Below are 20798 nucleotides of genomic sequence, written 5' to 3'. Positions count from 1 at the left end.
CGAGTTCTACACGGTAGTTGAGAGACCTCCTGCTTGAACCGCTGGCGCGGCCCAGACTTCGAACAAGGAGGTTCTATGGATGAGCAAACGCTCTCGCATGCGACGTGGGACTGCAAGTATCACGTTGTTTTTGGCAGCAAATACCGAACGAAAAGACTCTACGGGGACGTACGGCGTGAGTTGGGAGAACTCTTACGTCGGCTGGCACAGCAGAAAGGCTGCCAGATCGAAGAGGGTCATTTGATGCCCGACCATGTGCATATGTTGATATCGATCCCGCCGAAATACTCGGTTGCGCATATTGTCGGCTTTTTGAAGGGCAAGACAGCCCTTTACGTTGCCAACAAATATGCGCGCAAGCGCCGCTACAAGGGTTATCACTTTTGGGCGCGCGGGTATTTCGTATCGACGACGGGCTACAACGAGCAGGTCGTCAGACAATATATCCGTAATCAGGAAAAGGCCGACAAAGCTTCCGACTTTGCCGACCTCTTCAATCGTAGCTACTAAGCGCTAACAAAACCGCTTCTAGCGGTTCAAGCGCAGCGTTTCAAACCTCCACCTTTGGTGGAGGTTATGACTTCTTCGGATGGCGAACAGAAACAATATGACGAACACTGTGCTGGTTTGGGTCCGCGCCAGCCTCAGCGAAAATGCAAAAAGAACATTGTTGGCCCTACCAACGTCACCGCAAAGATGAACAGCGATATGCCAAGCTTCAACGCACGCATGCGGCGTGATTTCACGCCATCCCAGTCGTAGCCCATCACTATATCCCCCTTCTGTATTTACGCCGATCTAGGCGGCGCATTAGGAATATCTTGTATGAGGGATGTGCGAAGCTTGCCACTTTGCGGCAGTGTCTTCGTGATTGTCCGCCACGGCCTGGCGAAATCGCAGACCTCATTATCCCGCCCCGAAGAATACCGATGTCGGCCCCCATCGCCCTCGCTTAGGACGGAGCGTTTCTTTCGCTAAGCGAATCGGAATAAACTTTCCTGGCGTGGTTCGGCGGACTGTGCATAACGTCCGGGTCTGCTCGTCGGTGCCGTCAGGTGGCGGCGCCTTCGATCGATTGTTCTGGAGAATCAATGGTGCAGCATCTTTTCGCGGCGGGAGCCATTCTACTCGCCGCAGCTCCCGGCGATGCACTCCCAACGATCGCTGACGTTTCAGCGCTTGCTGTGGCAGCGGTAGTGCGAAGGATCGATGTGCCGACATCGGCTGTCCATGTATTGACCGCCAAACCTAGCACGAGGATGCCCGGTTTCGTGGTCTGCGGCGTCGTTGATGGACAACCCGCCGACGGCAGCGGAGACATGCAAGGTACAGAGCGCTTTTTCGTGGTCATTCCCGGCGATTTTGCGATTCTCGACCAAGATGGAAAGAACCTCGTCGACACCTACTGGTCTGCAAATCAGTGCGGCTGATCTGCCAGCACTTTCTTTATCATTGCAAGTTCCTCAGGAGTGCGCCCCGATTCCAGCCGGAGCCAGGTGTTCGGATTGCCAGCGGCTTGTCGCTTGACGAACGTGTAGCCAGTCGCGTTCCAGATCTTGATCGCATCGGTCAAATTGTCGAGGATGAGATCGCCGCCGCTTGTACGGGCCATTAGAACGAGATGGCCCTCATTGTGGTGGTCAAGTACGACCGTGAGAAGCAGGGCCGACCGAGGCCAGCCGGCCTCGATGAGGAGCTTCCTCTTCAGCAGGACATAATCATTGCAATTGCCTGCGCCGTCGTCGGGATAAGTCCACCAGTTTATGATGCCAAGTTTGTATATTCCATAATGGTCATTGTCTCCGATGCCCTGGATCGTCTGATTGACCAACTCGTTGATCTGCAGCAACTCTGCCGACCGGTTCTCGTCGACCTTGGCGAATTCTTCGCTCTTTTCTCTTACCGCGCATTCGGCAGGCTGCGCCGTGCAGAAGCTGGTCCAGCCGATCGGCGCATTCGCGTCCATCAGAACACGCGCAAAGCGTTGCGACGGGGTCGCTGAAACATCCCGCACAGGCTTGGCTGTTGTGGTCGTCGAAAAAATCAACCCTGCGAGAAGGAGGATGCCTATGGCTGTCAGTCGTCGCATCTGTAGCTCCATGAACAACGCCATGAAGCCCGATGCCGCCAAATTTACTCAGAAAAACATCGCTCGCATTTTAGATAATGTGCATTTTTTGTCGGTTCGCGCCACAGGTATGTGATCTGAACCCACCCATCCTGGACTTATACCCAGCCGGCATAGAATACGCCTGCCAGGATGACGATACCCAGAAGGACGCGATAGATGACGAAAGGCCAAGTGGAGAAACGCTCCAGGAAGCGCATGAGGCCCCAGATGGTCACAAAGGAGGAAAGGCTGCCGACGATGAAGCCGACCGCAAGGATCGACCAGCCCTGAAGCGAAAGATGCGCTTTGTAAAGCTCGAACAGTTCCTTCAGTCCAGCTAGGGTAATGGCCGGCAGCCCGAGCAGGAACGAGAAGCGGGCGGCCTCGTCGCGTTTTAAGTCGAGAAACAGAGCGGCGGTCAGAGTCGATCCGGATCTCGAAACACCGGGAAAAAGCGCTCCGACCTGGGCTACGCCGACGATCAGGGCATCGACGATGTTCATTTTGCTCATGTCTCGCCGGTGCTTGCAATAAAGCTCAGCGAAAGCGAGAAGGCCGCCCATAACGAGGCATGAGACTCCGATGACCCACAGATGCCTGATGGGTGTGCCGCATGCATTCAGAGACGAGGACAACAGCACGCCGGCGATGACGATTGGTACCGTGGCCACGATGATGCCGAACGCAAGCCGCAGTGCCGGCGACGACCAGTTCCTCCGCGTGACTGCCTCAACAGAACCGAACAACACATATCGCACGTCGCTCCAAAAGTAGGATACGATGGCGGCCAGGGCGGCCAACTGCATGGCCGCTGAGAAAGCCGATCCGGGATCCTGCCAGCCAAGAAGCGCCGGGACGAGGCGCATATGGGCCGTGGACGATATGGGGAGCAGCTCCGTAAGGCCCTGCACGACGCCTAATATCGCGGTTTTCGCGTAGCCCAGAGCGACGAAGCCCGTATCAATGCCCTGCGTACAAGTTTCGGCCATGTTTCACCGTCCAGGTTCGATTTGCCGTACCAAGCCCAATGCTGCATGAGCACAGCGCACATTCTTTTCAATTGCTGCGGCGCAACTGTCAAGCCCGATGGGGGCGAACCGAAGCATCGTGACGCAGGCAAGCCGCCTGAGGATCGTCGCGTCGGCGTCGTTTGAAGTAGGTGACGCGCCTTAGCAACCTGCTTGCCCGCTATTCCATCCCGTTTGACATGCTGGCGGGCAACAGAAGTGACAACCTTGATGTTTTCAGCAGCAGCAATGTCGCGGCTACTTCGGCACTATCTGCGCTTAGAGTTCGGCGGACCTATGCGCGTTTACCGTTGCCTGAGCAGGTCGCGCAGCTCCGGCAATCGCGCATTGACCAGCCAGCCGTAATAGTTCTCCTCGGGCAGCTTTTTGCCGCCGGAGGCATCGGCTGCCTGCCTTAAGGCGAGCGCACGACGTCGCGGTTGACCGACATTATAGAGCGTGGCCGTCAGGCCGGGATTGTCGGTGATATCAAAGCCCTGGGCACGATAGGCGTCCATGGCATCCCTGACGATGGCCGCTATATAGATGACGCTTCGCTCCGGATCCATGATATCGCGATAGATCGCCTGCGGATCGTCGGACGACAGTTTCGGCAGGCCGCTGGTCGCATGAACGAGATCGGTGACTTCGAGTGCCGTCAGTGGGCTGATCTGACCCAGGCCAAATGTCTGTCCTGCATAGAAGGGTTGGAAGAAAGCGCGCTGGAACGTCATGTTTTCGTAGGCGACACCATCAATCACCTTGCCACGAAAATTCTTGTCCCACGTCTCGTCGCGGCATTCCCAAAGTTCGGCGCTTCCCGTGAAGGTGTCACAATGGGCGAATTCCGGCTTTTTCACGAAGGATTGGACGCTCACATCCTTGTAGCTGAACTTGAAATCGGCCTCCGAATAGGTAAGGGCCTTGACGTAATAGGACTTAACACGATTGACGATGGTGATGTTGTAGGTGTGTTCGCCGACAAGGGCGCCGATGATGTGGATAGGATCGATCTGATAGGCTTGAGCGGCCTTCCTGATCGAAGCCATCAGGTCCTTGTCTTCGCGAAGCACCGAGACAATCTTCTGATATTTTTCTTCATAGGTCGTGTTGAATGCCTTAGCCCGCAAGGCCGACGTGTTGGGTATGGGAGGCTGAATGCTATTGCGGTTGCCGGAGGGCACATGCACGAGGTCATACCCGAAACAGGCAGTTGTCAGAGCAAGAACAATAAGGAGACTGAGTGCTGAGGTTCTCGGCAGGCTTGTTCGCATTTCGCAATATGACTTTCAAAAGCGTTCCTGGGCGCGGGAGCGATCTTGATACCTGATCGGATTGCGAAGACAAGGCGGGTGCCGCGTCCGCCGCGCAAAAAATTTACTGCGAAGCAGCTTGGGCCTGCAAAGGCGCATTGGTAGATACCAGCAGTTACGTCTGAGGGCCTGGGTCAAGTATATATGTCGTCATGCTAAATTTACGGCCCGCGGGCGAGGTTGCGGGATGCGCCCGTTGTGTTAGTCTGGTGTAACATCCCTGTGCGGAGGGTCTCCAAATGGCTACGGTGCGCGAACCGATCCTGCATCCCGTTCCGATCGAAGAACTTAGGCCTACCCAGATAACCGTCGGCATGCGCGAGGTCAAAGCCAAGCGAAAGGCGTGGCGCACGACAGCGGAAACCAAAGGCGAAAAAGCCGGCAAATTTCTAGGAAATCACATGGTGCCAGCGGTTCGCGGGCCACGCGGCCGATTTTATGTCATCGATCATCATCACCTGTCCTTGGCGCTCTATGAGGAAGGCGTGAAGGATGTCCTGGTGACGCCGGTGGCCGATCTTTCGAAGCTTGAAGCGGATTCCTTTTGGTTCGTAATGGATTGTCATGACTGGATGCATCCCTTCGACGAGGACGGGAAACGACGCGGCTACGAAGATATTCCGAAGAGTGTCAAGGATCTCGTCGACGATCCCTTCCGCTCGCTTGCGGGCGAACTGCGGCGGGTCGGCGGTTACGCCAAGGATACGACGCCGTTCAGCGAATTTCTCTGGGCGGATTTCCTGCGTCGCCGCATAAAGCGCAAAGATCTCGATCGGGATTTCGATGCTGCGCTCGAAAAATCGCTTGAGTTTGCCAAGAGCAAGGATGCGGATTACCTGCCAGGCTGGTGCGGCCCGGTTGACGAATAATTCTGCCGGGCTCAAGTACACTGCATGACTGTAGGTATACAGGTGTGATCCCGCGTGGCCGGATATCTGTATTGATTGAACACGCCGCGACCGCGAGGCCGGGATGAACCACGAAGCAAGATGTTCAAGAGCTTAGGGAAGTCGCTGCGGAAGAGGTTTATCACCAAGAACGCTTGGATGGCTATTTCTCTATATTGGCCACAACAATTGGCTTTTGGATAATATCCACCCAACGGCCGGTATCATCGGTCGCCTGCCGCTTCAGAAAATGATAGGGCGTCTGCGTCCAGTTCTTTACTTCGTCCGTCAGGTTGTCGAGAATGAAATCGCCGCGGTCGGTGCGCACGGTGACGACCGCATGACCTTCGCCGTCCGGCAGGCGTACCACCGTAATCAGTAAATCGGCGAGCGACATGCCCTTTTCCATCAATTCCCTGCGCTTTTCCAGGGCATAATGCTCGCAATTGCCCATACCGTCGTCAGGATAATTCCAATATTGTACCACGCCATAGTGATCTAGATCGCTGACCGGCTTGACCCATTTGTTTACCGAGAGATTGACCTCGACAATCTCGTCCCAAATCTTCTGTGTAAGCTTGATGGGACGTAAGTCGGTGGGGTGGATCGAGCACTCCTCTGGGCGCCGTTTGCAAAAATCGTAATGTCCGATCGGCTGCGATGTCAGCGAACCTGTCAACATGAACGGGTTTGAGGCAGCTGATGCACTCGCGCCGTACGAAAGCAGCGCAATGGCAAAGGTCAAAACCGAGACAATGCTCTTGCATACCGAGAGCACCCTGGTTGGCTGGACAACGCAAAACATAAGGCCGCCTTTACCTAAGGATCGTTATTAACGGATCGTTAAGTTTTGCGACGTTTAAAGTCAATTTGAGCGGCTGCGTTGCGGCCATAGATCTTAATAGATGGTTAACGGCAAGCCGCTAAGAGGTAATCGTCGAAGGCTCTACCAACGTGCGAAATCGGTTTGGCGCTTCCTAAATTAGGCGCGATGGAAGACTTCGTCCGTCAGAAGCAAAAGGAAATTGTTGTCGTCCAGCTTGTTGGCGATCTGGCCGTCTTCGGTCATGTAGTCGAAGACGGGCCCCGCCGGCCGATCCGAGAATGCAAATTTGGGCCATTTCAACTGTTCGATAATGACGATGCGGCGCCCGGCGTCATTTTCGCATGCTATTCTTCGCGTCTCCTCGAAATAAGTCATGGCGACACCTCAACAATAGTTCAGAAACGAAGCTTAGGTCGGACAAATTACGAGTCAACCTGACCATCGTGAGTATCACATAGGTGTTATCGTGCGGCTTGGAAGGGGGAAGTTGCGGTCCGAATCCGAGCAATCCGCAAATAGGGCGATGCGACCTCTAGTGCCAGGTCTGTCGATTATACCAGTCATCAATGTCGCGCCGCACGCGGTTTCTTTCTAAGCCGCAACGTTACCGGTTGATGACGTCGATGACAGCCAGATAGACTTACGAAAATCCGCCGCGAGGTGCTGCCGTCAATCATCTCAGTCGAATGACGTATAGAAGTTGTCATAAAAATATGTTCTAAATCAACCGTCGGACGTGCCCGCGCCCGACAGCTGGACTATCATTTGCCCTATCCATCACCGGATAGGGCTTTTTTATAGGAATGAACCATCTTCCCCCGAAGCGGTCATCGGAAGTTTAAGCTTCCTCATCGCGGAGGCTGCGACCCCTTAATCGGGTTGTTGTTACGAACGCTGCATCTTTCTTGCTTTTATGGCCGTCTGACCAGCTGCATAACCAGCGAGATGACAAACAAAACCAGGAAAAGGAAGAATAGAAATTGCGCGATCGAAGCAGAGGCGCCCGCGATGCCCCCAAATCCGAGAACACCGGCAATCAGCGCCACAACAAAAAACACCAGAGCGTAGTAAAGCATCGTGGTCTCCTTTCGAATCATGTGGGAGATAACGGAGCTCACCGGTATTGGTTCCGAGACGTCATGCCCGCGCCATATCTGTGCTTTTGAGCTTGGCTAGGGCATGTCGCGCAAAAGTGCGCAGTGCGCAGCGGTTTTGCGATAACGACATGCGAAACCTAAGAAGCTAAAGCACGCGGAGCGGATCTGAAAGATCGCGATGTGGCTTTAGCGCATTGACCTTTCAAGCCGTGCAAATGGATGACGGCTATGAACAGGTCCGACGGCAACTATTTTGCAGGCTATCCAAATTCGAAGCCATGTCGGAACGATCTATCGCCTTCATTGGGCTCTGGCGGTTCTGCCGCCTGAAGGTAGAATTTGACAGGCGCCGTCAGCACAAACCAAATGCTTGCTCCGAACACAAAACACGCGACCGTCGTGTCCGCTGATCCGGCGAAGAATGGAAGGCTGGCGGACAGGAACAAGACTGTCATTCGCACGGACCATTCTGCTTCCCGTTTTGCGAATGCGTATGTCCTAAGAAGCGCATATTCTCGTCTGCCATATGTATCGGTCTTTCTCATCGAGAAAAGGAGCTTCCATACGGAAGGAACTGCCAGCATGATGAGCGCTGAAGCGCTGAGCATGAGCTCGGAACCGCGCAGAAAATGTTCGGCGGCAATCAAAAGAAGCGAGAGCACAGCGACATGCCAGGTCGGCTCGAGCCGCTCTGGAGGTTGTCCGGAAACGATATGCCAGGTTCGAAGCCCAGTAGCTGCGCCATCGAGCAGCGGCTGATCGATGTAGCGATTTATCCATTCCATGCGTAAATAGTCCCATTGCCGGAAAAGGAGGGAACACCACGCAAATCGGTCATCATCGTGGCGACGCGCCGACAACTGTCGAATTGCAGTTGCGCCAGGCGTAAGCCAGCGGCCGGAACTTCATGAACACGCTGCCGTTTACAGCCACCTCTTATCCACGAAGGAGTCGAACTTTGAATACCGCCAACCTCCAACTCGAAGGTCTTCTCACCGCGATCGCTTCAATCAATGCCCTTCTTGTCGACAGCGGCATCGTTTCCCGTGGCGAGATGCAGCAGGCATTGGAACGTGCGCAGCAGGGCGTCAACGGAGAAGCCCGCAGCCTTTCTGAGGCTAACCAGAAGGCGATGCTTTTCCCTATCCGCGTTCTCCTGCTCGCCAATGAGGACACTGGTCAAGGGAGATCCAGGACATTCGCCGAATATGCGGAGGCGGTCGGCAAATCATCCTGAAGGATACCCGATCCGGGAGGACATGGCTGAGGCGCGCCGATAGTTCTTGCGGCCGCGCTGAAAAGCTTTGCGGCAGGTTGTCTCATTCCGGCTTGCTGCGATCGAGTGAAGACGATTTCCGCGTCGTCGCCACCTTCTCGTCCTACTTGAGGATGATGCCTTTAGCGGCAATGCCTCGTCTCAGACGATCGATCATGTCATGACGCGTCTCTGACCATTCCCTTGTTTTTGCCCAGTATTCTATCATCAGTACTGTCTTTTCGGCGGTAAGATCCTCTGAATAGACGCGGGGCGGCGGATCCTTCCGTACACGTTCGTCCGATCTTACCAGCTCCAGGAGCGTCTGCGTCACGATGTCAATATCGACATCGTTGCCGACGCCGACCGACAATTGCTGGCGTCGGCTGGCTTGGCGGCTGTGATTTGTGATCGGTGTATTCCAGAGGGTGGAATTGGGAGCCATCAGGTACAGGCCGTCGGCTGTCTTCAATTCCGTTGCGAACAAGCCTATTTCGACGATGGTTCCTTGGACATTGAGTGTCTCGATATGCTCACCCACGCGCAGCGGTCTCAGGACCAGGAGCATAATACCGGCTGCAATGTTTTGGAGCGTGCCTTGTAAAGCCAGGCCGATTGCCAAGCCGGCAGCGCCGAGAGCGGTAATGATCGATGCTGTCTGAATGCCGAATTGTGCCAGCACAGCGACAAAGACAAAGATGAGGATACCGTAGTGCATGACGCTTTCGAAAAAGCGGGAAAGCGTCTCATCTATCCCATGTATTTTCGATATGCCTTTATAGGCCCACCGGCTGAACACTCCGGATAGAATCCAGCCGGCAATAAGAAGAATGACGGCGCCGACAATGGAGAAGCTGTATTGTACAACCAGCGCCGATGCCTGGCTGAAGGCGGTTTGCGCGGCGAGGATGAGGTTGGCCGGTTGTTCCATCGGAAAAGCAATCCTTTCAGACAGTGGCAAACATGATTTGGTCTGAAATAGTCCGCTGAACTCGTTTTCAATGAAGATATTGCAGTTTTTGCGTTGATAAAGCCTAACGGCCCCGATCGACATCGAGGCGGTGGTATCGCAGTGGGAAGCCTCCATCTCAATCAGTCAAGATTGCAACACAGCGCTGCCTTTCGATGAGCACTGGCAAACTCTCGTTCTTGCCTGGGAGATAAAGAGATTTTGGCTGTCGGCCAGTGCTGGCATGAAAAGAACCCGCAGCTTTCTGGCGGTAGCGGCGAGTTCTCTTCATTCAGTCCGCCGCAAAGCAGTCATCTGTCCGCCTTGTAGCTGCACGAAATTCTTCGACTCAGCACCGCCCCGAATTCCGCTTAATAATTGCCACATGCCAAGGCGTCCCAATAGTCGCCAATATGTATTAGCGCTTTCGGTCGTACGAACATTCCGAAGGGTGATCCGGGCAACCTATCAGCAAGATATTTCCGTGCCGAACCGATTTTCTCTGATCCTTCGCTTGCCTGGCGGATACCGAAAACCGTTGCCTTCCGGCTGACTCAACGCGGCGCGATGCGAGCCCAGGGCCATCAGTGGCATTTATGCGATTGCTCTCGACTTGACATTTGTCGAGTCATGATCGAATAATGTCAGAAATCGACATCAACTCGCAGATGAATGATGTCGATCGGCATCCGCCTTCAGGATTGCCGAATGCGAATGCGGAGGAGAGCAGGTGGAATTTTTGCTGGAGGTGGAAGGGCTGAAGAAGTCCTTTGGCGGTGTTGCCGCTTTGCGCGACGGTCGCTTTCAATTGCGCGCCGGCTCGGTTCACGCGCTGTGTGGTGGCAATGGCGCCGGCAAATCGACCTTTCTCAAGATTCTGATGGGCATCCACAAACGCGACGCCGGTTCCATCCGCCGACGCGGCAAGGAGGTGGAATTTGCCGGCCCCGCCGACGCGCTGGCTTCCGGCATTGCCATCATCGAGCAGGAACTCAGCCCTGTTCCTCACATGACTGTTGCGGAGAACATCTATCTTGGCCGCGAACCGTCAACCCGTTTTGGCGGCATCGATTTTCGCAGCATGAACCGTGCAGCGCAGAAGCTGCTGGATGATCTCGAATTCGATATCCGGGCCACGCAGTACATGATGAACTTGTCCGTTGCGCAGATGCAGCTCGTGGAGATCGCCAAGGCGCTCAGCCATGAAGCCGAGGTCATCTTCATGGACGAACCGACTTCCGCGATCGGCGAGCGAGAGGCGCAACATCTGTTTGCGGCCATCCGCCGGCTGCAAGCGCAGGGGCGCGGCATAGTCTATGTTTCGCATCGCCTGTCGGAAATCTTCCAGATCGCCGACTCCTATACAGTCTTCCGCGACGGTGCCTATGTCGGCAGCGGTGCGCTGGCGGATATCGCCAGGCCCGATCTCATCCGCATGATCGTCGGACGCGAGCTGACGGAAGAATATGTCAAGACGAATGCGCCGACAGCGCAGGTCGGTCTGGAAGTCGCTGCGCTCGCCTGCCCGAACAAGATTGAGGACATTTCCTTCTCTGTCCGGAAGGGGGAGATTTTCGGCATTTATGGCCTCATGGGGTCCGGGAGAACCGAAATTTTCAATTGCCTTTTCGGTCTCGACAAGCCTTCGGCGGGCAGCATCACGATCGATGGCGCCAGGGTTTCCATTGCGAAGCCAGCGGATGCCATGGCGCGCGGGCTGGCGCTCGTCACCGAGGACCGAAAGCAGACCGGCCTCAATCTTTCAGACTCGGTGCGGGCAAACATCTGCATGGCAAGCCTGCCTGAACTGAGCCCGGCTTTTGCGATGAACCGGGCGGGCGAGGTGGAGGCTAGCCGCCGGATGCGGGAGCAATTCCAGATCAAGGCGGCGCAGGACACCATGCCGGTCTCCGGTCTTTCGGGCGGCAACCAGCAGAAGGTGGTGCTCGGCAAGTGGTTCCTGCGCAATCCGAAGGTGTTGCTGCTGGACGAGCCGACGCGCGGCGTCGATGTCGGCGCAAAACGGGAAATCTATCGCATCATCTGCGACTTCGCCGAAGCAGGCGGAACCGTCGTGATGATCTCATCGGAAATCGACGAAGTTCTCGGCATGTCCGACCGCATCATGGTGATGCGCGCCGGCAGGAGCGCCGGGATTTATAGCCGGGAGGAGACGGATGCCCAATCACTCGTCCACCTATCGACCTGACGAGGGTCGGAGCAATCCTTCGGCAACAGAGGAGCCAGTGGTGTCAGTTAGCGAAAATGACAACAAGAGTGCGGGCGGTTGGTTCGGTTCAGACCAGCGACGGCTGCTGATTCAGGAATACGGCATCTTCCTGGCCTTCCTGCTGCTGGCGGGCGTTCTCGCCTTTTCGAACGAGTACTTCCTGACCGCAGGCAATATATCGAATATCCTGCTGCAGACCTCGATAAACGGGGTTCTGGCCATTGGCATGACCTTCGTGATCCTGACGCGCGGCATTGATTTGTCCGTCGGTTCGGTCGTGGCGCTGGCCGGTATCGTCAGCGCCAGTTTTGCGACGACATCCGCGACGGCCGGTATCGTTGGCGCGCCTTATCCGGTAGTCGTCGACCTGGGTATCGGCCTGCTGGTCGGCATTGCCTGCGGCGCGGTATCGGGTGTCATCGTCTCGCGCTTTTCCGTGCCGGCCTTCGTCGCGACGCTCGGCATGCTGTCTGCAGCGCGCGGTCTGACGCTTATTTATGGCGCGGGCCGCCCCGTTCCTGCTCTGACACCGGCTTTTCGCTGGATCGGCACCGGCGACGTCCTCAATATACCGGCACCGGTGATCATTCTCGCCGTCGTGTTCGCCGTTTCTTGGTGGATCCTCAATCGGACCCGGTTCGGTCGCTATATCTACGCGGTCGGCGGCAATCCGCATGCGGCAAAGACCTCAGGCATCAACACCACCCGCATCCGCTTCCTCGTCTACGTCATCTCCGGCGGTCTTGCCGGCATTGCCGGAATGCTGCTCAGCGCTCGCACGGGTTCCGCGCTTCCGCAGGCTGGCGTTGCTTATGAGCTGGATGCGATCGCGGCGGTGGTGATCGGCGGAACAAGCCTTTCCGGCGGCGTCGGTCGCGTCACGGGAACATTGATCGGCGCGTTGATCATCGGCGTCATGAATAACGGCCTCGATCTTATGGGCATCCAGTCCTACTACCAGCAGGTGCTGAAAGGCGCGCTGATCGTCGGTGCCGTGATGCTCGACCAGAAACGGAATTTCGGAGCCTAAGCTCCGACACGGAAATTCGGGGCAGGCGTATTGCCGACCCGTCTCAAAGGCAAGCCATGCCGGTAGCCTAAACCCAAGGTGGAGGAAATGAAATGAAAAAACTTTTGATTGCGCTTGCTTCGGCAACCGCGCTGCTGGCTTCATCGGCCGTAGCGCAGGAGAAGATCAAGATTGGTGCTGCGCCCTACGGCTTGAATGCGGAATTCATGCAGATCTGGGCGGCAGCGCTCCAGGACCATCCGGCGGTTAAGAGCGGCGAAGTTGAGCTGACGGTTTTCGACGGTCGTTATGATGCGCTGGTCCAGCAGGATCAGTTCAAGACGATGGCCACACAGAAATACAATGCGATCATCTTCGCGCCGATCGACGTCGACGCCGGCGCGGCCGCCGTGCAATCGGCCGTCGATGCCGGCATTCCGGTCATCGGCTCCAATACGCGCGTCAATTCCGATCAGTTGACGTCTTATGTCGGTTCCGACGACACGATCTCCGGCTACATGGAAGCCAAGGCCGTACTCGACAAGATCGGCTGCAAGGGCAATGTGGTGATCCTCGAAGGTCCTGTCGGCCAGTCCGCACAGATCCAGCGTCTGCAGGGCAACAAGAAGGCGCTTGCCGAATGCCCCAACGTCAAGGTTCTCGAAGACCAGACGGCGAACTGGTCGCGTGCGGAAGCCCAGACGCTGATGGAAAACTGGTTGACCGCCCACCCGAACCAGATCAACGGAGTGATCGGTCAGAACGACGAAATGGCTCTAGGTGCGATCGAGGCGATCAAGTCGGCTGGGCTTGACGTCAAGAGCTTTGCCATTGCCGGTATCGATGGTGTCACCGACGCTTTGCGCGCAGTCAAGGCCGGCGAAATGACATCGATCCTGCAGGATGCCCGGGCCCAGGCGCAGGGCGCACTTGACCTGGCGATCTACCAGGCGAAGCATGGCAACTACAAGCCGGAGTCGGACATCTGGACGACTTACAAGGACATGCCGTGGCACGACGGCAAGGACAAGAACTACAATGTGCCGTGGACCCCGGTTACGGCGCAGAACGTCGATCAGCTTCTTGCGACACGCAAATGATCCATCCGCGGGGTGGGCTGATGCCCACCCCCAATCCTTACAGGTCGAGAGAAAGTCATGACTGATTCAAAACAGATTGATCTGAATTTTTCGCTGGGCGGCAAGGTCGCTCTGGTCACGGGCGGCGCCTCCGGTATCGGCAATGCCATCGCATCGGCGTTCGCTGCCAAGGGTGCTGCCGTCGGGGTGATCGATATCAATGAATCGGTCGCGAAGTCCAAGGCTGATGAGCTCGGTAACGGCGCGAAATCTTTCGTTTGCGATGTATCCGATCCGCAATCGGTGGAGAGGGTGATCGCTTCGGCGGAGGCCGCTTTCGGTCACATCGACATCGTTGTCAATAGCGCTGGCGTGGTCATGCTGGCTCCCGCCGAGGATCTTAGCCTCGACGCCTGGGACAAGACCATTGCCATCAACCTCAAGGGAACCTTTCTGGTTTCCCAGGCTGCCGGACGCAGGCTAATTAAAGCCGGCAAAGGCGGGAAAATCATCAACATGGCTTCGCAGGCAGGCACCGTCGCCATCGACCAGCATGCCGCCTACTGCGCATCGAAATTCGGTGTCATCGGCCTTTCCAAGACACTTGCTGCCGAATGGGGAAAATACGGCATTACCGTCAATACGATTTCTCCGACCGTCGTCCTGACCGACCTCGGCAGGAAGGCCTGGGACGGTCCACGCGGCGAAGCGCTGAAGCAGCGCATTCCAACCGGCCGCTTCGCCTTCCCGGAAGAGATAGCGGCCGCAGCGGTGTTTCTGGCCTCGAACGGCGCCGACATGATCAATGGCGCGGACCTCCTGGTCGATGGCGGCTACACCATTGTCTGACGAGCGGAAAATAGGAGCAACAATGCAGCGGTTCATCAACAATCCGGACGAGGTCGTCGAGGATACGGTCAAGGGCTTCGTCAAGGCGCATGCGGATATCGTCCGGCTCGGCAGCAATCCCCGTGTTATCGCCGCCCGTCATGCGCCGGTGAGCGGCAAGGTCGGGGTGATCACAGGTGGAGGTTCCGGCCATGAGCCTGCCTTCATCGGCTATACCGGACGCAACATGCTCGATGCGGTTGCCGTCGGCGAGCTCTTTTCGTCGCCGACCGCCAAGAGTTTCCTCGACGCGGCGCGGGAAGCAAATGGCGGCAGGGGCGTCGTCTGCCTCTATGGCAACTATGCCGGCGACAACATGAACGTAAAGATGGCGACCAAGCTTGCCGAGAAGGAAGGCATTACCATCGCGACGGTCGTCGCCAATGACGACGTGTGCTCGGCGGGACCGGATGAGCGCGAGAAGCGCCGCGGCGTTGCCGGTGAGATATTCATGTGGAAATGTGCCGGCGCGAAGGCCGGGGAGGGGGCAAGCCTCGAGGAGGTGCAGGCGATCGCACAACGGGCGATCGATAATTGCCGCTCCATCGGCGTCGGCCTCGGCCCCTGCACCCTGCCGGCCGTCGGCCATCCCAACTTCTCGATCGAGCCTGGAACAATGGAGGTCGGCATCGGCCACCATGGCGAACCGGGCGTCAGGGTCGAGCCGCTGAAATCGGCAAGCGAAGTTGCGCGCGATATGACGAAGATCGTTCTCGGCGATCATAATCTTACCGCCGGAACAGAGGTGGCTGTCATCGTGTCCGGTCTCGGCGCCACACCTCTCAACGAACTCTACATTCTCCATGACACCATCGAATCCGAGATCACTGGCCGCGGCCTGAAGATCTCCAAGACCTATATCGGCAACTATTTCACATCGCTTGAAATGGTCGGAGCCACGCTCACCGTGATGGCGCTCGACGAAGAGCTGAAGCGGTTGCTGGATGTCGATGTTCACTGCCCGGCTATGCCTTGATGGAGGAAAGAGACGAGATGCAGCAATTTCAGAATGTCTCCTCGGGGGACATCGTTCTTTCGCTGGCAGAGCAGATCATCGAGAACCGTGCCTATCTTAGCGAAATCGACGGCAAGATCGGCGACGGCGATCATGGGGTCAATATGGCCAAGGGTTTCGGCATGGCCGCGGAGAGGATCAAAGGCAATGACATGTCGCTGGCCGTTGCCCTCGATACATTAGGCACCGTCCTGATGACCGAAATCGGTGGCTCCATGGGACCGCTCTACGGTGTCATGTTCACCCAGTTCGCCGAAACCATCGAAAAAGTTCCGGCTATCGATGCTGCAACCTTCAGCGCGATGCTGCATAGCGGTCTCGACGGTATCCAGGCCATCGGTTCGGCAAAGGTTGGCGACAAGACCCTTCTCGATACCCTCGTACCCGCCATAACGGCGTTCGATGCCGCCAGTCGCGACGGGAAGTCGTTTTCGGATTCGCTGAAGGCTTTGGTGGTGGCCGCGGAGGCGGGGCGCGACAGCACCCGCGATCTGGTCGCCAAGATCGGCCGGGCCAGCCGGCTGGGCGAGCGTTCGCTCGGCGTCCTTGATGCCGGCGCCACGTCCTGCGCACTGATTCTCAAATCGCTCGCGCTTGGCATCGAGGCCAGGCTCTCGCCTGCCGCATGACATTATGGGCTTTGGTGAGAGCCCATGATCCTCCCGAGCATCACCTTTCCGGCCGCTTCGGCGGCCGGAAACCATCTTGCTCAGACATACGTTGAAAACTGCAGCCTTTACGCTCATCTTCGCGGTCGATCGTGGATAAGGGGATACCAGGCAGCATGACCGCCAAGACATCATCGGCACGAAAGAATGGCACTGCGCGAAGCGGCACCGCCGAAGCGGTCGAGCCTATTCCGCTGCGTTTCGGCGATGATCCCTATGTCTGGGCATGCTGGCTCTATTACGAAGATGGCATGACGCAGGGCGATATCGCCGAGACGATGGGGATCTCCCGGGCGACGGTCAACAGCTACCTCGCTGATGCGCGCGCACGCGGCATCGTCAATATTTCCATCGAGCCCTCCCGGCTGAGTTCCCTGACGATCGCCCAGGAATTGAAGCGGCATTTCGGATTGCAGGACTGTCTTGTGGTGCCGAGCGACGACAACAGTCGTCCGCTCATCGATCGTTTGGGTGTTGCAGGCGCGCAGGCGCTGCAGAGAATTCTGAAATCCGGCGACACGCTGGCGGTCGTCTGGGGTCGCACGGTCATGGCGGTCGGTGAGCATGCCTCGATCACGGGCCTGCAGGATATGACGGTGGTTCAGGCAACGGGCGGCACCAGCGCGACATTCAGCTACACGCCGGAGCTTTGCGCGGCAGCTTTTGCCGGCGCCGTCAATGCGAAGCTGATCAACATCGCCGCCCCCGCCATTGTTTCCGCTCCGGAGGTCCGTGATGTCCTGCTGCGTGAGCCCCTGATCGAAAGCCAATTTTCCGCACTCTCGCAAGCCAACAAGGTGATATTCGGCATTGCTTCGATGCGGCCGAATTCGACCATCCACACCAGCGGATTTTTCGAGTCGGTGTCTCTGCAGCAATATTTGGCGAAAGATGCCGCAGGCGTCGTCGCCGGGCGTTTCATCGATGGGAAGGGTCACCCGGTCGCTGGGCCGCTTGATGGGCGGACGATCGGGATATCGCTCGATATGCTGAAGGGGATCGGTTTGCGGATTGCAGTTGCCGGCGGATTCGACAAGGTTCCGGCAATTCTTGCCGCGCTTCGCGGCGGCTACGTCAATGTCCTCGTCACCGATGCTGCAACCGGTCGCGGCATCCTCAACGCCGACGGCGTTACCGAAGTTGATCAGAAGCTTGCCCAGCGCCCAAAGACCGACATCGTGCCGCTCGCGAGCGCAGTCCGCACCCACATCAAGAAATTCCTGAACAATCCGGACGATGTCGTCGAGGAAATGCTCGATGGCGTGGTGAAGGCACATGCGGCCTATATCAAGTCGATTGACAGCGCCCACCGCGCGCTTGTCGCTCGTGCAGGCCCGCGACCTGGAAAGGTCGGCCTGGTGATCGGCGGCGGCACGGGACATGAGCCCGCATTTCTCGGTTATGTCGGCAAGGGTCTCGCGGATGCCGTCGCCGTGGGGAATATCTTCTCGTCGCCTCCGCCTGGCCCGATCCTTCAATGTGCCAAGGCGGCGTCCGGCGGTAACGGCGTGCTCTTTGTCTACGGCAACTATGCCGGTGACGTCATGAATTTCGAAATGGCGGCTGAAATGGCCGCTGAGGACAATATCGAGGTCCGCACGGTCGTCACGACGGACGACATCTCCTCGTCGCCCGTGGAGGACAGAGATGGCCGCCGCGGGGTCGCCGGCAATTTCTTCATTTTCAAGATCGCCGGTGCTGCCTGCGACCGTGGCATGTCGCTCGACGCTTGCGAGGCCGTAACACGCAAAGCGAATGCGCGGACATTTACGATGGGCGTCGCCTTGGAACCAAGCTCGCTCCCGCAGACCCGTCGCCATAATTTCGAGATGGGTCCCGATGATATCGAAATCGGTATGGGCATACACGGTGAACCCGGCGTGATGCGCGAAAAGATGATGACCGCCGACGCGGTGGTCGACATCGTCATGGATCGGATATTTGCCGAGATGAAGGCGGTGGCGGGCGATCGCGTCGCAGTGCTCGTCAATTCCTTTGGCGGGACGCCTCTGATGGAACTCTATATTCTTTTCAGACGTGTCGAACAGCGGCTGAGTGCGAAAGGTATTGGGATAGAGGCGAATTGGGTGGGGCATTATTGTACGTCGCTCGACATGGTCGGCGCATCGATCACGATCCTGCATCTTGACCAGGAACTGGCGGAATTGCTGCATCATCCGTGCGACACCGCTTTCCTGCGGATCACGAACTGAAAATGCGAGAGATGCGCCCGGCTGACATGGGCCGCATCCTGCTCGAATTGGGAGGATAACGATGTCGGAAAATGCGGCGCGCCGCCTTAGCAGGATGTTTCATCGCATATCCGTGTTGATCGCGGCGGAGAAGGATCATCTCTCGGACCTGGACGGCGCCATTGGCGATGCCGATCATGGGATCACCATGTCGCTCGGTTTCCAGGCGGTGAACGGGGAACTGGCAAAACGCGACCTTGATCATATGCTTCCGTCTGAGGTGTTCACGGCCGCCGCGACAGCCTTTCTCGATGCCGTCGGAGCATCCACGGGACCGCTTTATGCCACGGCATTTCGGCGGGCGGCGCAGGCCCTGAAGCAGGATGAAAGCCTTTCGCCTGCCGGTCAGGCGATAATCGTCGAGGCCATGACGGCAGGCATCAAGGAGCGCGGCAAGGGGCAGCGCGGCGACAAGACGATGCTGGACGCTTGGATTCCGGCGGCGGAGGCGGCCAACGGCGCGCAAGCTCGCGCTGTTGGGCCGTCGGAGATGTGGAGCGGCATTCTGGAAGCTGCCGAAGCCGGGGCGAATTCGACACGATCCATGGTCGCGACCCGTGGAAGGGCGGCACGCCTCGGTGAAAGATCGCTCGGCCACATGGATCCGGGCGCAGCTTCGGCGGTCATTATTTTGCGCGCCATGAAAGACGCCTTGGTTGAGCGCGACGCGGGCGAATAATCTCGGATCGGCGCGCTGCGGATCCTATCTGTTGCGCTGGCGGCTTAACAGACGCCCTGAGGACGGAACAGATTTCCTGTTTTCCATGCAGGGAAAGATGGCTGTTCCTTTAAATCCACTATTTTTATAGACAATATCTGGTCATCGATAGGCCTGTCGAAGCTTGGATCGCGAACTCGCGCTCCGATCAACGAGATGGAGGATCGCATGACATTCAATTTCATCAGTCGCTTGAAGATGGCCTTCAGTCCTCTCGCGCTTCAGGGCACGGGCAAGCCGGGCGCTCCCGGCACGCCGATCGAAGGAACGAGGGCTTTGGATGACGACCGTGAGCAATCGGCTCGCGATTACGAGTTCTACTATTGGTGCTCTACACCGGCACCCTGGTATTGAGAGAGGAAACACATCATGGCGCTGGCTTTCGACCTGCGACGACCGGTTGTGAAACGGTTTCCGAACGGTATCCGATCTCATCTTGTTTATGGTGTCGAGATTTGTTCCGTCGTCTCGTCCTTCGTATTTCTGTTCGCGCTCGTGGCGGGAGTGTTCTGATGCTCCTTTCTCCTTATTGCGATTGCGGAGCCTTCGCGCGGCACGTGCCGCATCCTCAAATAGCGATGACGGAGCTGCAATGAGCAAGGTGCTTGTCTTGCCGGGTCTGTTCGGTTCGGGGGAGGGGCATTGGCAGCATTACTGGCTGCAGGATCAGCCGGACTGCCGTCTGGTGGATCAGGACGATTGGGATCATCCGAATTTGCGAGCGTGGATGACGAGGCTTGACGCGGCTCTGGAAGAGGCGGGGGAGGCCTATATCGTCGCTCACAGCCTCGGCTGCCTGCTGGCCGCGAGACTGGCGGGCCGACCGACGGCGCAACGGGTCAAAGCTGCGCTGCTCGTCGCGCCCTGTGATCTTCCGGCGACCGAGGCGCTGCATGCGGGGCATATCTCTTTCGGAACCATGCCCGCCGAGGCTTTGCCTTTTCCCAGCATGACGATCGGCAGTTTGAACGACATATATATGACGCTCGACCGCCTTACGTTGTTCGGGCACCTCTGGAAATCCGATATCCGGAATATCGGTCTTGCGGGCCACATCAATGTCGCGAGCGGCTTCGGGCGCTGGCCGAGTGGGTATGGCCTGCTGGAGATGCTGAAGGCGCGCGCCAGGCGCCGCAGACCGCGGAGTTCTATGTCCGAGGCTGGCGCGACCGTTTAACAAAAAGGCTTTTCTTTGAAAGCTTTAAACGCCATCCTGTGGCCGCTGCGCTTCACGATATCGCGCCCAAAAATAATAGCCTGGAAAACGGATTTCGACCCCAAGGGAACCTCGGCAAGGCCGGGGCCATTGAAAGCAATATTGAGCCGTTTCCACCTAGATGGAAAAATAGATGCTGCAGATGGAACGACCAAGCTGCAATCCGGAAGAATCAAACCTGCATCTTCATCAGGATCGGCTATCCAAGCTGTTCCTCTGCAATCAGAAAATTAAACCGATTAAAATATTAAAATCGATTTAAGCATATTGAAACTGTTT

The 20798-nt window shown here is 57.1% G+C and carries 24 protein-coding genes; 15 read left to right on the top strand and 9 right to left on the bottom strand.

The annotated features are described in order from the left end of the window. Positions 1 to 75: 75 nt before the first annotated feature. Positions 76 to 510: an IS200/IS605 family transposase gene (gene tnpA / locus CCGE525_RS32005; RefSeq protein ID WP_120663694.1), complete on the top strand. Its 435-nt coding sequence runs from the start codon at positions 76 to 78 to the stop codon at positions 508 to 510. A gap of 134 nt (positions 511 to 644) precedes the next feature. On the opposite strand, the gene CCGE525_RS39620 is transcribed toward tnpA, so the two are convergent. Beyond that, positions 645 to 767, bottom strand: a complete 123-nt coding sequence (locus CCGE525_RS39620; protein ID WP_281024666.1) for a hypothetical protein — start codon at positions 765 to 767, stop codon at positions 645 to 647. Between the two features lie 324 nt (positions 768 to 1091). Here CCGE525_RS39620 and CCGE525_RS32000 point away from each other — a divergent pair, with 324 nt between their 5' ends. Then, positions 1092 to 1430 carry a hypothetical protein gene (locus tag CCGE525_RS32000; protein WP_245472226.1) on the top strand — a complete coding sequence of 113 codons (339 nt, stop codon included), beginning with the start codon at positions 1092 to 1094 and terminating at the stop codon, positions 1428 to 1430. On the opposite strand, the gene CCGE525_RS31995 is transcribed toward CCGE525_RS32000, so the two are convergent. The 3 genes from CCGE525_RS31995 to CCGE525_RS31985 all read right to left on the bottom strand — a co-directional run bounded on the left by CCGE525_RS31995 (position 1418) and on the right by CCGE525_RS31985 (position 4391). Then, the gene (locus CCGE525_RS31995) at positions 1418 to 2089 is read right to left on the bottom strand and encodes a transglutaminase-like cysteine peptidase (protein ID WP_120708202.1); all 672 of its coding nucleotides are present in this window, start codon (positions 2087 to 2089) and stop codon (positions 1418 to 1420) included. The genes CCGE525_RS32000 and CCGE525_RS31995 overlap by 13 nt on opposite strands. A gap of 137 nt (positions 2090 to 2226) precedes the next feature. Beyond that, positions 2227 to 3099: an undecaprenyl-diphosphate phosphatase gene (locus CCGE525_RS31990; RefSeq protein ID WP_120708201.1), complete on the bottom strand. Its 873-nt coding sequence runs from the start codon at positions 3097 to 3099 to the stop codon at positions 2227 to 2229. Positions 3100 to 3422: 323 nt separating this feature from the next. Further along, positions 3423 to 4391 (bottom strand): DUF1402 family protein, encoded by a 969-nt coding sequence (locus CCGE525_RS31985; protein WP_120708200.1) that lies wholly within the window; start codon positions 4389 to 4391, stop codon positions 3423 to 3425. 278 nt (positions 4392 to 4669) lie between these two features. On the opposite strand from CCGE525_RS31985, the gene CCGE525_RS31980 reads away from it, so the two are divergent. Continuing rightward, positions 4670 to 5299 carry a ParB-like protein gene (locus tag CCGE525_RS31980; RefSeq protein ID WP_120708199.1) on the top strand — a complete coding sequence of 210 codons (630 nt, stop codon included), beginning with the start codon at positions 4670 to 4672 and terminating at the stop codon, positions 5297 to 5299. A gap of 181 nt (positions 5300 to 5480) precedes the next feature. On the opposite strand, the gene CCGE525_RS31975 is transcribed toward CCGE525_RS31980, so the two are convergent. The 4 genes from CCGE525_RS31975 to CCGE525_RS31960 form a co-directional block, all read right to left on the bottom strand. Then, entirely contained in the window at positions 5481 to 6122 is a 642-nt protein-coding gene (locus CCGE525_RS31975) for a transglutaminase-like cysteine peptidase (protein ID WP_120708198.1), read from the bottom strand. A 177-nt stretch (positions 6123 to 6299) separates the two neighbouring features. Further along, positions 6300 to 6518 carry a hypothetical protein gene (locus CCGE525_RS31970; RefSeq protein ID WP_120708197.1) on the bottom strand — a complete coding sequence of 73 codons (219 nt, stop codon included), beginning with the start codon at positions 6516 to 6518 and terminating at the stop codon, positions 6300 to 6302. A gap of 536 nt (positions 6519 to 7054) precedes the next feature. After that, the gene (locus CCGE525_RS31965) at positions 7055 to 7219 is read right to left on the bottom strand and encodes a DUF1328 domain-containing protein (protein WP_120708196.1); all 165 of its coding nucleotides are present in this window, start codon (positions 7217 to 7219) and stop codon (positions 7055 to 7057) included. Between the two features lie 281 nt (positions 7220 to 7500). Next, positions 7501 to 8025: a hypothetical protein gene (locus CCGE525_RS31960; protein ID WP_120708195.1), complete on the bottom strand. Its 525-nt coding sequence runs from the start codon at positions 8023 to 8025 to the stop codon at positions 7501 to 7503. Positions 8026 to 8147: 122 nt separating this feature from the next. Here CCGE525_RS31960 and CCGE525_RS31955 point away from each other — a divergent pair, with 122 nt between their 5' ends. Continuing rightward, complete coding sequence (locus CCGE525_RS31955) at positions 8148 to 8477, top strand: hypothetical protein (protein ID WP_120708194.1); 330 nt, start codon at positions 8148 to 8150, stop codon at positions 8475 to 8477. Between the two features lie 142 nt (positions 8478 to 8619). On the opposite strand, the gene CCGE525_RS31950 is transcribed toward CCGE525_RS31955, so the two are convergent. Continuing rightward, positions 8620 to 9426, bottom strand: a complete 807-nt coding sequence (locus tag CCGE525_RS31950) for a mechanosensitive ion channel family protein (RefSeq protein ID WP_120708743.1) — start codon at positions 9424 to 9426, stop codon at positions 8620 to 8622. Positions 9427 to 10174: 748 nt separating this feature from the next. Between CCGE525_RS31950 and CCGE525_RS31945 the strand changes: the two genes are divergently transcribed. The 11 genes from CCGE525_RS31945 (at position 10175) to CCGE525_RS38550 (ending at position 20753) form a co-directional block, all read left to right on the top strand. Then, positions 10175 to 11653, top strand: coding sequence for a sugar ABC transporter ATP-binding protein (locus tag CCGE525_RS31945; RefSeq protein ID WP_120708193.1), 1479 nt, complete (start codon positions 10175 to 10177; stop codon positions 11651 to 11653). Further along, a complete protein-coding gene (locus CCGE525_RS31940; RefSeq protein WP_245472225.1) occupies positions 11622 to 12704 on the top strand; it encodes an ABC transporter permease in 1083 nt (360 codons plus the stop codon). Before CCGE525_RS31945 ends, CCGE525_RS31940 begins: the two co-directional genes overlap by 32 nt. A gap of 92 nt (positions 12705 to 12796) precedes the next feature. Further along, positions 12797 to 13783: a substrate-binding domain-containing protein gene (locus CCGE525_RS31935; protein ID WP_120708191.1), complete on the top strand. Its 987-nt coding sequence runs from the start codon at positions 12797 to 12799 to the stop codon at positions 13781 to 13783. 57 nt (positions 13784 to 13840) lie between these two features. Further along, entirely contained in the window at positions 13841 to 14611 is a 771-nt protein-coding gene (locus CCGE525_RS31930; RefSeq protein ID WP_120708190.1) for an SDR family oxidoreductase, read from the top strand. A 22-nt stretch (positions 14612 to 14633) separates the two neighbouring features. Further along, positions 14634 to 15626 carry a dihydroxyacetone kinase subunit DhaK gene (locus CCGE525_RS31925; RefSeq protein WP_120708189.1) on the top strand — a complete coding sequence of 331 codons (993 nt, stop codon included), beginning with the start codon at positions 14634 to 14636 and terminating at the stop codon, positions 15624 to 15626. A 17-nt stretch (positions 15627 to 15643) separates the two neighbouring features. Continuing rightward, a complete protein-coding gene (gene dhaL, locus CCGE525_RS31920; protein WP_120708188.1) occupies positions 15644 to 16294 on the top strand; it encodes a dihydroxyacetone kinase subunit DhaL in 651 nt (216 codons plus the stop codon). 155 nt (positions 16295 to 16449) lie between these two features. Beyond that, complete coding sequence (locus CCGE525_RS31915) at positions 16450 to 18546, top strand: bifunctional sugar-binding transcriptional regulator/dihydroxyacetone kinase subunit DhaK (RefSeq protein WP_120708187.1); 2097 nt, start codon at positions 16450 to 16452, stop codon at positions 18544 to 18546. A 61-nt stretch (positions 18547 to 18607) separates the two neighbouring features. Beyond that, complete coding sequence (dhaL, locus tag CCGE525_RS31910; protein ID WP_120708186.1) at positions 18608 to 19264, top strand: dihydroxyacetone kinase subunit DhaL; 657 nt, start codon at positions 18608 to 18610, stop codon at positions 19262 to 19264. A gap of 207 nt (positions 19265 to 19471) precedes the next feature. Then, positions 19472 to 19657 (top strand): hypothetical protein, encoded by a 186-nt coding sequence (locus CCGE525_RS31905; RefSeq protein WP_245472224.1) that lies wholly within the window; start codon positions 19472 to 19474, stop codon positions 19655 to 19657. A 238-nt stretch (positions 19658 to 19895) separates the two neighbouring features. Then, positions 19896 to 20480, top strand: a complete 585-nt coding sequence (locus tag CCGE525_RS31900) for an RBBP9/YdeN family alpha/beta hydrolase (RefSeq protein ID WP_120708184.1) — start codon at positions 19896 to 19898, stop codon at positions 20478 to 20480. Positions 20481 to 20495: 15 nt separating this feature from the next. Then, positions 20496 to 20753 (top strand): hypothetical protein, encoded by a 258-nt coding sequence (locus CCGE525_RS38550; protein WP_162950365.1) that lies wholly within the window; start codon positions 20496 to 20498, stop codon positions 20751 to 20753. The last annotated feature ends 45 nt before the right edge of the window (positions 20754 to 20798 follow it).

The sequence above is a fragment of the Rhizobium jaguaris genome (genome assembly GCF_003627755.1).
In the GTDB taxonomy this organism is placed as follows: domain Bacteria; phylum Pseudomonadota; class Alphaproteobacteria; order Rhizobiales; family Rhizobiaceae; genus Rhizobium; species Rhizobium jaguaris.
This window is presented reverse-complemented; position numbering and strand designations above follow the sequence as displayed.

Excerpts from the sequence above, each read along its gene's own strand:
- tnpA (WP_120663694.1), top strand. The coding sequence starts at position 76 with ATGGATGAGCAAACGCTCTCGCATGCGACGTGGGACTGCAAGTATCAC.
- CCGE525_RS39620 (WP_281024666.1), bottom strand. The coding sequence starts at position 767 with ATGGGCTACGACTGGGATGGCGTGAAATCACGCCGCATGCGTGCGTTG.
- CCGE525_RS32000 (WP_245472226.1), top strand. The coding sequence starts at position 1,092 with ATGGTGCAGCATCTTTTCGCGGCGGGAGCCATTCTACTCGCCGCAGCT.
- CCGE525_RS31995 (WP_120708202.1), bottom strand. The coding sequence starts at position 2,089 with ATGCGACGACTGACAGCCATAGGCATCCTCCTTCTCGCAGGGTTGATT.
- CCGE525_RS31990 (WP_120708201.1), bottom strand. The coding sequence starts at position 3,099 with ATGGCCGAAACTTGTACGCAGGGCATTGATACGGGCTTCGTCGCTCTG.
- CCGE525_RS31985 (WP_120708200.1), bottom strand. The coding sequence starts at position 4,391 with ATGCGAACAAGCCTGCCGAGAACCTCAGCACTCAGTCTCCTTATTGTT.
- CCGE525_RS31980 (WP_120708199.1), top strand. The coding sequence starts at position 4,670 with ATGGCTACGGTGCGCGAACCGATCCTGCATCCCGTTCCGATCGAAGAA.
- CCGE525_RS31975 (WP_120708198.1), bottom strand. The coding sequence starts at position 6,122 with ATGTTTTGCGTTGTCCAGCCAACCAGGGTGCTCTCGGTATGCAAGAGC.
- CCGE525_RS31970 (WP_120708197.1), bottom strand. The coding sequence starts at position 6,518 with ATGACTTATTTCGAGGAGACGCGAAGAATAGCATGCGAAAATGACGCC.
- CCGE525_RS31965 (WP_120708196.1), bottom strand. The coding sequence starts at position 7,219 with ATGCTTTACTACGCTCTGGTGTTTTTTGTTGTGGCGCTGATTGCCGGT.
- CCGE525_RS31960 (WP_120708195.1), bottom strand. The coding sequence starts at position 8,025 with ATGGAATGGATAAATCGCTACATCGATCAGCCGCTGCTCGATGGCGCA.
- CCGE525_RS31955 (WP_120708194.1), top strand. The coding sequence starts at position 8,148 with ATGAACACGCTGCCGTTTACAGCCACCTCTTATCCACGAAGGAGTCGA.
- CCGE525_RS31950 (WP_120708743.1), bottom strand. The coding sequence starts at position 9,426 with ATGGAACAACCGGCCAACCTCATCCTCGCCGCGCAAACCGCCTTCAGC.
- CCGE525_RS31940 (WP_245472225.1), top strand. The coding sequence starts at position 11,622 with ATGCCCAATCACTCGTCCACCTATCGACCTGACGAGGGTCGGAGCAAT.
- CCGE525_RS31935 (WP_120708191.1), top strand. The coding sequence starts at position 12,797 with ATGAAAAAACTTTTGATTGCGCTTGCTTCGGCAACCGCGCTGCTGGCT.
- CCGE525_RS31930 (WP_120708190.1), top strand. The coding sequence starts at position 13,841 with ATGACTGATTCAAAACAGATTGATCTGAATTTTTCGCTGGGCGGCAAG.
- CCGE525_RS31925 (WP_120708189.1), top strand. The coding sequence starts at position 14,634 with ATGCAGCGGTTCATCAACAATCCGGACGAGGTCGTCGAGGATACGGTC.
- dhaL (WP_120708188.1), top strand. The coding sequence starts at position 15,644 with ATGCAGCAATTTCAGAATGTCTCCTCGGGGGACATCGTTCTTTCGCTG.
- CCGE525_RS31915 (WP_120708187.1), top strand. The coding sequence starts at position 16,450 with ATGACCGCCAAGACATCATCGGCACGAAAGAATGGCACTGCGCGAAGC.
- dhaL (WP_120708186.1), top strand. The coding sequence starts at position 18,608 with ATGTCGGAAAATGCGGCGCGCCGCCTTAGCAGGATGTTTCATCGCATA.
- CCGE525_RS31905 (WP_245472224.1), top strand. The coding sequence starts at position 19,472 with ATGACATTCAATTTCATCAGTCGCTTGAAGATGGCCTTCAGTCCTCTC.
- CCGE525_RS31900 (WP_120708184.1), top strand. The coding sequence starts at position 19,896 with ATGAGCAAGGTGCTTGTCTTGCCGGGTCTGTTCGGTTCGGGGGAGGGG.